Below are 12,618 nucleotides of genomic sequence, written 5' to 3'. Positions count from 1 at the left end.
CATTTGTTTATTCAGACCGTCGCTTTGTTCCCTCTCGCAAAATGGTCGTTGCCCATTGCTTCGCCCAGTCGGTGCTCAAGTTTTTTAGTCCGCTCATTCTGAAACGGCAGAAGCGGAAAAACAAGCTCAGCCAGATAATAAGCTTCTTCCAGATGCGGGTAGCCAGAAAAGATGAACGACTCAATGCCGAGTGCCTGATACTCTAAAATACGATCAGCGACGGTCTGCGGGTCACCGACAAGCGCCGTGCCCGCTCCGCCTCTGACCAGCCCGATGCCGGCCCAGAGATTCGGGCTGATCTCAAGCTTCGTCCGGTCACCGTTATGAAGATCGGCCATCCGTTTTTGTCCTGAAGAATCAGCGCGTCGCAGCGCAGCCTGCGCTTTCGCAATCGTCTCTTCGTCTAAATGGCTGATTAATCGTTCAGCTGCTTCCCATGCCTCTTCTTCTGTCTCCCGGACAATCACGTGAAGCCTGATGCCAAAACGCATCGTCCTTCCTTCTTTGGCGGCCTGTTTTTTAACGGTTTCAATCTTTTCTTTTACCTGCTCCGGCGGCTCCCCCCATGTTAAATACACATCTGTATGTTTCACCGCAGCCTCAATTCCCGCTTGTGATGAACCGCCGAAATATAATGGGGGATGCGGTGTCTGTTTTGGCGAAAACAGCAGATTGCTGTTTTCCACTTTAATATGGTCCCCTTCATATGTCACCGTTTCGCCCCGCATGAGTCCGCGCCAGACGGTCAAAAATTCTTCAGTCGCCTTATAACGTTCATCGTGACTGATAAACATGCCGTCTCCCGCCAGTTCATAAGGGTCTCCGCCCGCTACGACATTTACGAGCAAACGGCCGTCTGAGAGCCGGTCCATTGTCGACGCCATTCTCGCGGCGACAGATGGCTGCATCAATCCCGGGCGGACCGCCACTAAAAATTTTAAATCCCTCGTTTCTCCCGCTAAAGCCGCAGCCGTCAGCCACGGGTCTTCACATGACCTCCCCGTCGGCAAAAGAACCCCCGTATATCCGAGTCTGTCTGCCGCCTGCGCCACTTGCTTAAAATAAAGATGATCCGCCGTTCTACCTCCCGTTTGCGTCCCTAAATACCGGCCGTCTCCATGCGTCGGAATAAACCAAAGAATTTCCATATGAATCTCTCCTTTTTTATCGGTTATCCTTCATAACTGTTCCGCCATTTTAAGAGTTTCCGTTCGAGCATTCTGACCAGCGCATCTGTCAGCTTGCCGACAGCCGCAAAAATGATAATGCCGACAAACACCTTATTTGTCTGTGAAAATTGTCTCGCATCCATAATCATATAGCCGACGCCCTCACTCGATCCCATAAGTTCCGCCACCACAAGACCGAGCCACGCAATACCGAGAGAGAGCCTGATGCCGAGCAGTATATTCGGCAGGGAAGCCGGAAGAATCAATTTCGTCATCTGCTGATACCAGTTAAATTCCAGCACCCTTGCGACATCAAACAGCTTCGCGTCCACACCGCGGATGCCGAGAAACGTATTAATATACACGGGGAAAAAAGCCCCCAATGCGATCAGCAGAATTTTTGAAGTCTCATCAAATCCGAACCACAAAATAAACAGCGGAGTCACAGCCAAGTGCGGAACAGTTCTGAGCATTTGCAGAGACGGATCAAGATAGGCTTCCGTCCGTTTTGAGAAACCGACCAGCAGCCCGAAAACAAGTCCGAGGCCAGCACCAAGCAGAAATCCGGCAGCCGCCCGGTATAAGCTGATCTCTAAATGACCCCAAAGCTCTCCTGACAGAAGAAGTTCCTGAAAAGTCTGCAAAATGATGACAGGTGACGGGAGCACCGTGGCTGAGACGATGCCCAGACTTGCGATAAACTGCCATACTGCGATGACCGCAGCCGGGAGTACAACCCCTTTCATCCATTGATATGAATACCGCCGGGGCTTTGCCGGAGCTTTCTTTTCTGATTGGCTTATTGCGCCGGCAGCCGTTGATGCTTCTGCTTTCATTATTTACCGCCCCCCGTTTTAAGCGCCTTTTGGATAAATGAATTGTCGACAACGTCCTTTACATCAATTTTCTTTTGAATCGCCTTTGTCTGATATTGAAAATCCGCGGTTTCCTGCTGGGCTTTGACTATATCATCATTGATCGGTTCATTGAGAGGCTCAGTATTGTTGAGCACGTTTCTTACGACTGATGGATCAAGATTTTTGATTTTCGCATATAAGGAGACAGCTTCATCTTTATGTTCCTTTTGCCATGTAACTGCCTTATTGAACACTTTCAGAAAACGGACAACCCCATCCGGGTGCTCTTTGGAAAATCCCGTTCTGACTAACGTGAAACCGGGAGAATATAAATCTGTGCTTTCTCCGTTCGCCAACATTTCCGCGCCGTGCTGCAGCGTCTCAATCGACAAATACGGTTCCCAAATGGACCACGCATCAACTGATTTGTTTTCGAAAGCGGAAACCGCCTCATCAGGCTGAAGCTGGATGATGGTGACGTCATCGGCGGAAAGTCCGGCTTTATCCAACGCTTTATAGAGAAAATCAAAGCCGCTGCTGCCTTTGGCTACGGCGATTTTTTTCCCCTTTAATTCTTGCAGGCTCTGAATCCCGCTGTCTTTGTTTACAAGAATGCCGTTTGCTTTTAACCCGTCCTGAGACAGCCCGATCTCTTTAAAATCAATTCCTGCCGCTTGACCGGAAATGACCGGTGAGTTGCCGACCTGAGAAAAATCAAGCTTATCGGCGGCAAGACCTTCGAATTGCGGGGGACCGCTTTGGAATTCGACCCATTTTACCTTTATTCCGTCTTTTTTGAAGGCCTCTTCAAACCAGCCCTTTTCCTTTGCAATGAGAAGCGGGCTTAAACTCTGCTGGATGCCGATCCGGATTTCTTTCACCGTTTTCCCGCTCCCTCCCGCTCCGTGGGCACTGCATCCGGTTAACATCATGACTGCTGCGGCTAAAAGAATAATGGTTTTTTTCACTTCGCTTCGTCCCTTCTATATTCCAGATCCATCCGCAAACCGGAGGTCTTCCGTTTTCTCAAACTCAGAAAGCACCTTCTGCCTGACGTCCTGAAAATCAGCTGACGTACGATTGCGCGGATGCGGAAGCTGAATCGGCATCAGACTGTGCAGCCGGCCGGGCTTTGCCTTGAGAATCGCCAGCTTATCGCCTAAATAAACGGATTCATCAATATCATGCGTGACCAGAATCATCGTCGTTTTTTTCTCGCGCCATATATCAAGCAGCACATCCTGCAAATGTTTTCTCGTAAAGGCGTCAAGCGCTCCGAACGGTTCATCTAAAAGCAGCACCTCCGGCTCACGCAACAGGGCTCTGGCGATGGCGACCCGCTGCGACATGCCGCCGGATAGTTCGCGCGGATAAGCGTTCTCCGCTCCCTGCAGCCTGACAACCTCAATCAGATCATCCACTTTTTGACGAACGGCCGGGTCGTTGATATTGAGGTCGGCAGCAATGTTTTGTTTTACCGTCAGCCAGGGAAACAGCCGATGCTCCTGAAAGATAAATCCCTGCCGGATGCCCGGTCCCGACACATCGCGGCCGTTTATTGTGACAGAGCCTTCATAATCGGTATCAAGCCCGGCAATCAATTTTAAAAGCGTGCTTTTGCCGCATCCGCTCGGCCCGATCACAGTCAAAAATTCTCCCGATGCAATTGACAGTTCAATATCATTCAGCACCGGTGTTTTCCGGCCTTCATGCTCAAATGCTTTTTCTTGTATGCTGATGGTTACAGCCATCTGTCTTCCCCTCTTTTTCTGCCGCATCGCTCGAAAAACAAAAAGGCTCCCATCTCCAATTGCTTGTAGAGATGGGAGCCTTCGGCGGTCCGATCGGCTGCCCGTTTGTTTTTAAATTTGAATATCATGTTAATTCAAATTATTCCGACTTGTCAACTGTTTTTTGTATGAATTAAAATACGCTCTCCGGCATTTACCTGCCAAAGAGCGCATCAGCTGTATCACGTATTTACTTCCTTTTGCGGCCGGGCGATTTTCAATAATGTTCGCGCATTGTTTCCGAAAATTTTTTCTATATCTTCTTCCCGCATATTGATTTCCCGGCAGGTCCTGACTTGCTCCTGAAGATATCTGTATACATATCCCCGCGGAAAACCGTTTGAATCCGTCCCGAAGATGATGCGTTCAGCACCGATTAATTCGGATGTCTTCCGAAACAGAATTTCCAAATCAAGCGGATACGGCATCCACCTCATCCACTGGTTTGAACCGGACGTGTCAATATACACATTCGGGCAGCTCCAGCACAGCTGAAGCAGTTCCTGATAATATCCGGCGCCGAAATGCGGAATGATGAACGGGATATCAGCATACTCTCTCGCGACGCGATAGATGGAGAGCGGATTGATGTTGCGGTGGCTGACAATGCCCCCGGCCCTTCCTAAAAGCCCGAAGTGAATGAGTACAGGCAGCCTTTTATCAGCCAAATACGTCCAAAGCTTTTTCAGCGAAGGATCATGAAAATCGATGTCTGTCAGCGGACCGAACAGTTTATACCCTCTCAAACCGAGCTCTTCAACCGCTCTTTTCAGCTCTTCATACGCATCCTCCCGCTCCAAAGGGTGATATGCAAATCCGGTAAATTTCGCGGGATTGGCTTGAATAAACGCCGCCATCCGGTCATTGCTCTCCGCTGTTAAAAAATTCAGCACATCGATGCCGTACTTATTTAATTCATTCTCCCACTTTGTCATCAAAGGGGTTTCTCCGTCATCGCCATCAGCATCACGCGGATCAGGAAAATCCCAGGTAAGATTCATTCTGTCTGAACGCTCTTGGTTATAATCGGAAAATGTTTTATCGTTTTTGCCGAAATAAAGGCTGTACGGCAGATGACCGTGAATATCGACAGGTTTAAAATGCTGCCGGAAAAGCATACAATCGCCGCCTCCCTTACCGCCTGACAATGAAAAAAGGCCCTTATCCCATGAAGAATAAGAGCCTCTTGTGTCCAAGTCAGCGGTTGCTATTTTTTCTCATCTTAAACCTATTATTCCTGTCAGTCAAGCAAGCTTTCAAAACTCAAATTCCTTATTTCGATAATACAAATAATTATTTTATAATCATTATAAAATAATATTGACTTTTTATTGATAGGTGATATTATATTTTTATAAATCTAAAGAGGTGATCACATGAGTTCAAATAAATTAACAACCAGCTGGGGCGCTCCTGTGGGAGATAACCAAAACTCAATAACGGCCGGCGATCGCGGCCCCACTTTAATACAAGACGTCCATCTGCTTGAGAAATTGGCGCACTTTAACAGAGAACGCGTTCCGGAGCGTGTCGTTCACGCAAAAGGCGCGGGGGCACACGGTTATTTTGAAGTCACAAATGACGTGACAAAATATACGAAAGCCGCATTTCTGTCAGAAGTCGGTAAACGCACACCGCTCTTTATCCGTTTCTCAACCGTTGCAGGCGAACTGGGCTCTAGTGACACAGTGCGCGACCCGCGCGGATTTGCCGTTAAGTTTTATACAGAAGACGGAAACTACGACATCGTCGGAAACAATACGCCAGTATTCTTCATCCGTGATGCCATCAAGTTCCCTGACTTTATCCATACACAAAAAAGAGATCCGAGAACACATCTGAAAAACCCGACGGCCGTTTGGGATTTCTGGTCTCTGTCACCGGAATCACTGCACCAGGTAACCATTCTGATGTCAGACCGGGGCATTCCGGCAACCCTTCGCCATATGCACGGATTCGGAAGCCATACATTTAAATGGACAAATGATAAAGGCGAAGGCGTCTGGATTAAATATCACTTTAAAACAGAACAAGGCGTGAAAAACCTTGATGTCAATACAGCCGCAAAACTCGCGGGCGAAAATCCTGATTACCATACGGAAGATTTATTCAATGCGATTGAAAACGGCGATTTCCCCGCATGGAAATTATATGTTCAAATCATGCCGTTAGAAGACGCAAACACATACCGCTTTGATCCGTTTGATGTCACAAAAGTATGGCCTCAAAAAGACTATCCGCTAATTGAAGTCGGCCGCATGGTTCTGGACCGCAATCCGGAAAATTACTTTGCTGAAGTAGAACAGGCGACATTCTCTCCCGGAACATTAGTCCCGGGCATCGACGTCTCACCTGACAAAATGCTTCAAGGCCGATTGTTCGCATATCATGACGCACATCGCTACCGTGTCGGCGCAAACCATCAGGCGCTGCCGATCAACCGTTCCCGCAATGAAGTGAAAAACTATCAGCGTGACGGACAAATGCGTTTTGACGATAACGGCGGCCGCTCCGTCTATTACGAGCCTAACAGCTTCGGAGGACCGAAAGAATCACCTGAGGATAAACAGGCGGCATACCCTGTATCAGGTTTGGCAGACAGTGTAAGCTATGATCATCATGATCATTACACACAAGCCGGCGACCTGTACCGCCTGATGAGCGAGGAGGAACGCGCACGCCTTGTCGCCAATATCGTCAGTGCGATGGAACCTGTGGAAAAAGAAGAAATTAAGCTGCGCCAAATCGGCCACTTCTACAAGGCTGATCCTGAATACGGCAGACGCGTTGCCGAAGGACTCGGACTGCCCTTACCAAAATAACATCAAGAAACCTGCCGGTCTGTCCGGCAGGTTTTTCCTGTTTATTATCAACAAAACCCGTTTTTTCTCAATTACACAAAGTGGCATGCCGCAAAATGATGAAGCCCTTTCTCGGAAAGCGGCGGACTTTTTTCGGCACATATCTTCTTGGCGGCCGGACACCTCGTTCGGAATTTACAGCCTGAGGGCGGATCAGCGGGGCTCGGAATATCGCCCTTTAACATCACCCGCTCCCTTTTTGCTCCGGGATCAGGAACAGGCACGGCTGATAACAGTGCTATTGTATAAGGGTGAAGCGGTCTTGAAAAAAGCTCTTCCTTTGATGCGTATTCCACAATCGTCCCTAAATACATAATGGCGACCTTTGTACATAAGTGCTCCACCACGCTTAAATCGTGGGAAATGAACAAATATGACAGCCCGTGCTGTTTTTGAAGGCTGCTGAACAAATTGATCATCTGCGCCTGAATGGACACATCCAGCGCCGCCACGGGTTCATCCATAATGATAAATTGCGGCTCAAGCGCCATCGCTCTAGCAATCACGATCCGCTGCCGCTGCCCTCCGGAAAATTCGTGCGGATAACGGTCGATCAAGTTTGCGGAAAGACCGCAGGCTTCAAGAACCTCCGCCGCTTTATCACGCGCGTTCCGCTTCACCGCCAACTGATGCTCGATCATCGCTTCGCCGATGGCTTCTCCGATCCGGCGCCGCGGGTTTAAAGAACTGAAGGGGTCTTGGAAAATGAACTGTGCTTCCGATCTGAATGTTTTCAGCTCGCGCCGATTCATCTGGAACACATCACGTCCCTGAAAAAACACTTCTCCCCCTGTTTTCTCATGAAGCCTTAAAATCGTTTTTCCGATTGATGACTTACCGCTGCCCGATTCTCCCGCCAGGCCGAACACTTCTCCCTTTCCTATCGTAAAACTGACGCCGTCGACCGCTTTTACGGGTTTTTTATGAGTCTTTCTCATTCCCCCTTGTTCCTCATAATATTTTTTCAGTCCCTTGACCTCCAGCAACACATCACTCATCTGCTTTCTCCTCTCTGTAAAGCCAGCACGCCGCCTGATGTCCTTTCCCAAATTCAGTAAAATGCGGGCTCGATCTCCGGCATATTTCCGTGCTGTGTTCACATCGCTCCGCAAAATAACAAGATGATCCGGACAGATCCGCAAGCTCAGGGACCTGCCCCGGGATGGTGTACAGCGTCTCCCTTCGTTGACCGATGACCGGTTTTGCCGCGAGCAGCCCTTTCGTATACGGATGCTTCGGATCGGAAAACATCTCCGCAACCGGTCCTTCCTCCACAATTTTTCCCGCATACATGACAATCACATAATCAGCCATTTCGGCAACCACGCCAAGGTCATGGGTAATGAATAAAATAGACGTGTGAAATTGCTTTTTCACATCCCGCAATAAATCCAATATCTGCGCCTGAATGGTTACGTCAAGCGCCGTCGTCGGCTCATCTGCAATGATCAGTTTCGGATCGCAGCTGAGCGCGACAGCCGTCATAATGCGCTGCAGCATACCGCCGCTCAGCTCATGGGGATATCGGTGCATGACCTGCTCAGCATGAGGGATTTCGACTAACGTGATCAGTTCGACTGCCTTCCGCCACGCCTCTTTCTTACTCAGCAATAAATGTTCGCGTATAGGTTCAGTCAGCTGCTCACCGATCGTAAACACCGGATTCAAAGAGGTCATCGGCTCCTGAAAAATCATACCGATTTCGCAGCCGCGGATTTTCTGCATTTCTTTTGGTTTCAGCTCCAACAGGTTTCTTCCGGAAAAATGCACCGCTCCCCGTTCGATTCTCCCCGTCTCGGGAATAAGCTGCATAATGGACAATGACGCCATGCTTTTCCCGCAGCCGGATTCCCCTACAATACAAACCGTTTCCTCCTCATGAATCGTAAAGCTGACATCATCCACGGCCTTTACTGTGCCTTCCTCTGTATAAAAAGCCGTTTCCAAATGCCTCACTTCTAAAAGCGGTTTTTTCATTTCACTTTCACCTGCCGTTTTACTTTAGGATCAAAAGCATCTCTTAAACCGTCTCCAAGCAGATGAATCGCCACAACGGTCAAAAAAATGGCCGTTCCCGGGGGAATCCACAGCCACGGACGGAGTGTAAAATCCATAAAATTATTCGCCGCTTCCATCATGTTTCCCCAGGAAGGAGTCGGCGGAGCAACGCCAAGCCCGAGAAAACTCAGCGCCGATTCACTCAGCATCGCTCCCGCCACATGCAAAGTCGCGGCTACCAGTAATAACGGCAATGTATTGGGAAGCAAATGATAGAGGATTTTTCGTCTATCACTAAGCCCCAGAACTTCCGCGGCCATCATAAACGGCTGCTCCTTCAGCGACAAAATCTGTCCGCGCACAAGCCGCGCCAGACTGGGCCACCCGATCAGACTTAACATCATCATAATCAAGTACATTCTGTATTCAGAAGGCACTTTCCATTCCGACATCACCGCAGCTAAAATCAAAAGCAGCGGCAGACCTGGGATAGACATGAGCATATCAGCAATGCGCATAATGATCATATCAGCGGCTCCCCGATAAAATCCGGCCGCTGCTCCGAGCAAAGAGCCGATGACAAGTGACAGCACCATTGAAGCAAGCCCCACGGTCAGAGAAATCTGCCCCGCCAGCATCAGCCTCGTCAGCACATCTCTCCCGTACTGGTCGGTCCCCAGCCAATGATGAATCCCGGGATGCTGATTGGCATTAGAAATATCCGTCCGATCTGTTATGTACGGAGAAAAAGACGGCCCGATAAAACACAATAAAAACATAAAACATAAGAACAGAAGACTGATGACCGTCAGCTTATGATGCAGCAGGCGGCGGTACGTCTGCTTCCAAAGCGAAGGCGGCGTCCCTTTCTGTATTTTCATCCGTGAATCCCCCCTATTTCAGCCTGACTCGCGGATCAATCGCGGCATAAGCGATATCCGCCAAGAAGTTCCCAACAATCGTTAAACAAGACAAAAACAAGGTAAACGCCATCAAAACCGGGTAGTCCCGATAATGCACAGATTCCAGCTGAATACGGCCGACACCCGGCCACCCGAAAATCTGTTCAATAATGATGGCCCCGGAAAACAATCCCGGCAGTTCAAAAGCAAGCAGGGTGACAGCCGGAATGAGCGCATTTTTCAACGCATGCTTCCAAATGACAGTGCGCTCTTTCAACCCCTTCGCCCGCGCCGTTCTGATATAATCCTGCCTGATCACATCAAGCATCCCGGAGCGGAAATATCTTGTCAGCGAGCCGATGCCGAGCATAGATAAAATCACAACCGGGAGAATCATATGCCTGGCGGCTTCAAGCACGTAAGAAAAACCAGAACTCGTGCTTCCGGTATCAATCATCCCTCCGACGGGCAGTATTTTTAAATCCACTCCAAACCATTTAATAAACAGAAGGCTGATAAAAAAAGACGGGAATGCCATGGAAGCAAAAACAAGAAACGTTACGATCCCGTCAAACCATGAGTATTTCCTGACAGCGGATATGACACCCGTTATCATCGCGGCAGACCATGTGATAAGCAAAGCCAGAAACGCGACAAAAAACGAATTCCAGACATATTTCTGAAGCAGCGACAGGACGTTTTCCTGATACTTCAAAGAAAACCCCAAATCTCCGCTGAACACATTGCCGAGCCACGTCACATAACGCCGCCAAATCGGCTGATCCAGGCCGTAAAGCGCTTTTAGCTCCTTCGCTCTTTCCGGAGTCAAGTTTACATTCGAATCAATATAATCGCCCGGCAGCATGGCGAATAAGAAAAAAATAATAAAGGACGTACCGAATAAGATCACAAGCATTTGTATGAATCGTTCTGCGGCATACCGTTTCACAAAAAGCCTCCCCCTTCCGCTGAAAGGGCAAAATACCCAGGATGCACCGGGTATTTTGCCTAATTGTTTTTATTGAATTGAGACCTTTGAGAGACTTGAACTGATTCCCGAATAATTGTCAGGCTCAAGCCCTTTTATTTTTCCGCTGACAGCCCTTGCGCTTTGACGGTAATGGATCAGGATGTAAGGCGGATTCTCCCCGAGCTCCCGATACAGCTGGTGATAAATCTCTTTTCTTTTGCTGATATCAAGCGTGCCGGCCCCTTCCTCTATCAGCCGGTCCGCTTTAGGATTGGAATATCCCGTCACATTATTGGGATGGCCGGAAGCCAGCTTTTCCACCGTGTCATTCGGATCAAGAATCTGCGATGTGGAAACGGCGGCAAGATCATACTGTTTATCATTTATTTTCGCTACCTCTGTATTAAAATCCATCACTTCCGGTTTTAATGAGATTCCGATGTCCGCATAATTTTCTTTCGCGATCGGGATGAAATCATCATCCGCTTTAGAGGTGTAATAGCTGATTTCAAGCTTTTTGCCGTTTTTTTCACGCACGCCGTCTTTTCCCGTTTTCCAGCCTGCTTCATCGAGAAGCTTCTTGGCTTTTTTCGGGTTAAACGTGTACGGATTGACACCTTTGTCGTTATAAGCCCACGAAACCGGAGACACCGGCACATTTGCGACCTCTCCGTAGCGTTTAAAGCGGACATCGACGATTTTTTGACGGTCAAGCCCGTAAATAAGCGCTTGGGACACTTTCTTGTCTTGGAAAGGCGGACGCTTATGATTGACGTACACAAGCCCGTAATCATTCACGACAGATACGCTGATATTCGCAAAACCAAGGCTTTTTAAATGCTCAACCGTATCATCATCAGGTGAAAAAGAAGCGTAATCAAGGTCACCCGTTTCAAACAGCTGAAGGGAAGTTGACGGATCGATAATTTTATAAATCAGCTTTTCTGTTTTCGGTTTTCCGGAATAATAGTGTTCATTGGCCTGATAGCGTATTTCCTGTCCCGGAAGGTATTCTGTAAATTGATAAGGTCCCGCTCCGATCGGTTTGGCATAAAGCTCTTTTAAATAATCCAGTTTGCCGAATCGGTAATTCTTTCCGTAGTAGGCTTCTGACAGCACCTGCCCTCCCAAAAGAAGCAGCGACTTCGCACTGACTTTCTCGGTCGTGATTTTAATGGTTCTGTCATCAAGGACATGAATGCCCTCTATCGTCTTTGCTTTTCCTTCTTTATAAGCCTTACCGCCTTTAATATAAGCCGTGGTGATATCTTCATAGCCCGCGTATGCAGGATCATGCAGCAATGTTAAAGTGAATGCGACATCCTTTGCGGTCAGCGGCGAACCGTCGCTGAAAACGAGGTTTTTTCTTAAGCGGAACGTGTAGGTAAGCTGATCTTTGGAAATCTTCCAGCTTTCCGCAAGAGCCGGTGCGGGCTTCCCCGTTTTATCCAGTTTGACTAACGGTTCAAAAATAGGATCTGTCGCATTTCCGTCCCAACCGTTTTCATAAAAGTACGGCAGAAATACCCCGCCCGGCGCGGATATCCCCGCAACAAAAGTGTCGGTTCTGGCTTTCGACTTTGCGGGAAGCGCCTCAGGATGAGAAGCTTTAAATTCTTTTGTTTTGACATGGGCGATACGTGTTTCTTCCTTTTTATCCGTTGCAGAAGATGCTTCTTCTCCGGCACTTCCTAACGCGCACCCTGATAACATGAAGGCTACAGACGACGCGAGTAAGATGCCCGTTGTTTTTATCTTCAATGTGTTCCTCTTCATTTTGATCGGACCCCCGCATGCTTTTCATCTATCTTTATATAAATCTGCTCCATCTGTTCTTGATTCCTCATAATCTCCCGTTTGTTTTTCTCTACAAGCAGTTCGAAATTCAATGTGTGTTTTCTGTACTTTTTTCGCTTTTTACTCTTTTTGCGCACTGGTGTTGCCTTTTGTAACGCCACTTTTCATCCCTCCGCTTTTCATTCAATGGCTTTTACGCAAAAAAGGCCCTTATCTGTTTACAAGATAAGGGCCTTCGGTGATCCGATCAGCCATCGTTTGGAAATATGTAATG

At 48.2% G+C, this 12,618-nt stretch carries 12 protein-coding genes; 1 reads left to right on the top strand and 11 read right to left on the bottom strand.

The annotated features are described in order from the left end of the window. Positions 1-11: 11 nt before the first annotated feature. From ssuD to MHH91_RS04695, 5 genes are all read right to left on the bottom strand, one after another. Positions 12-1,148: an FMNH2-dependent alkanesulfonate monooxygenase gene (gene ssuD, locus MHH91_RS04715; RefSeq protein WP_014471636.1), complete on the bottom strand. Its 1,137-nt coding sequence runs from the start codon at positions 1,146-1,148 to the stop codon at positions 12-14. Positions 1,149-1,171: 23 nt separating this feature from the next. Further along, on the bottom strand, positions 1,172-2,008 hold the full coding sequence (locus MHH91_RS04710) for an ABC transporter permease (RefSeq protein WP_088030491.1): 837 nt from the start codon (positions 2,006-2,008) through the stop codon (positions 1,172-1,174). Further along, positions 2,005-2,994, bottom strand: a complete 990-nt coding sequence (locus MHH91_RS04705) for an aliphatic sulfonate ABC transporter substrate-binding protein (RefSeq protein WP_014469938.1) — start codon at positions 2,992-2,994, stop codon at positions 2,005-2,007. Before MHH91_RS04705 ends, MHH91_RS04710 begins: the two co-directional genes overlap by 4 nt. A 15-nt stretch (positions 2,995-3,009) precedes the next feature. Then, the gene (locus tag MHH91_RS04700) at positions 3,010-3,777 is read right to left on the bottom strand and encodes an ABC transporter ATP-binding protein (RefSeq protein ID WP_013351600.1); all 768 of its coding nucleotides are present in this window, start codon (positions 3,775-3,777) and stop codon (positions 3,010-3,012) included. Positions 3,778-3,998: 221 nt separating this feature from the next. Continuing rightward, entirely contained in the window at positions 3,999-4,934 is a 936-nt protein-coding gene (locus MHH91_RS04695; protein ID WP_013351599.1) for an amidohydrolase family protein, read from the bottom strand. A gap of 258 nt (positions 4,935-5,192) precedes the next feature. Between MHH91_RS04695 and katA the strand changes: the two genes are divergently transcribed. Next, the gene (katA, locus tag MHH91_RS04690) at positions 5,193-6,638 is read left to right on the top strand and encodes a catalase KatA (protein WP_014471634.1); all 1,446 of its coding nucleotides are present in this window, start codon (positions 5,193-5,195) and stop codon (positions 6,636-6,638) included. Between the two features lie 71 nt (positions 6,639-6,709). Here katA and MHH91_RS04685 read toward each other — a convergent pair whose 3' ends face one another. From MHH91_RS04685 to MHH91_RS04660, 6 genes are all read right to left on the bottom strand, one after another. After that, positions 6,710-7,675, bottom strand: coding sequence for an ABC transporter ATP-binding protein (locus MHH91_RS04685; RefSeq protein ID WP_013351597.1), 966 nt, complete (start codon positions 7,673-7,675; stop codon positions 6,710-6,712). Beyond that, positions 7,668-8,654 carry an ABC transporter ATP-binding protein gene (locus tag MHH91_RS04680; RefSeq protein WP_013351596.1) on the bottom strand — a complete coding sequence of 329 codons (987 nt, stop codon included), beginning with the start codon at positions 8,652-8,654 and terminating at the stop codon, positions 7,668-7,670. The genes MHH91_RS04685 and MHH91_RS04680 overlap by 8 nt, the downstream gene beginning before the upstream one ends. After that, positions 8,651-9,556, bottom strand: a complete 906-nt coding sequence (gene opp4C, locus MHH91_RS04675; protein ID WP_013351595.1) for an oligopeptide ABC transporter permease — start codon at positions 9,554-9,556, stop codon at positions 8,651-8,653. The genes MHH91_RS04680 and opp4C overlap by 4 nt, the downstream gene beginning before the upstream one ends. Before the next feature lie 13 nt (positions 9,557-9,569). Next, the gene (locus MHH91_RS04670; RefSeq protein ID WP_013351594.1) at positions 9,570-10,526 is read right to left on the bottom strand and encodes an ABC transporter permease; all 957 of its coding nucleotides are present in this window, start codon (positions 10,524-10,526) and stop codon (positions 9,570-9,572) included. Between the two features lie 69 nt (positions 10,527-10,595). Continuing rightward, positions 10,596-12,323, bottom strand: a complete 1,728-nt coding sequence (locus MHH91_RS04665; protein WP_013351593.1) for an ABC transporter substrate-binding protein — start codon at positions 12,321-12,323, stop codon at positions 10,596-10,598. Further along, a complete protein-coding gene (locus tag MHH91_RS04660) occupies positions 12,320-12,505 on the bottom strand; it encodes an FbpB family small basic protein (protein WP_013351592.1) in 186 nt (61 codons plus the stop codon). The genes MHH91_RS04665 and MHH91_RS04660 overlap by 4 nt, the downstream gene beginning before the upstream one ends. Positions 12,506-12,618 lie beyond the last annotated feature (113 nt).

The sequence above is a fragment of the Bacillus sp. FSL K6-2819 genome, from assembly GCF_038008305.1.
Classification (GTDB): domain Bacteria; phylum Bacillota; class Bacilli; order Bacillales; family Bacillaceae; genus Bacillus; species Bacillus amyloliquefaciens.
This window is presented reverse-complemented; position numbering and strand designations above follow the sequence as displayed.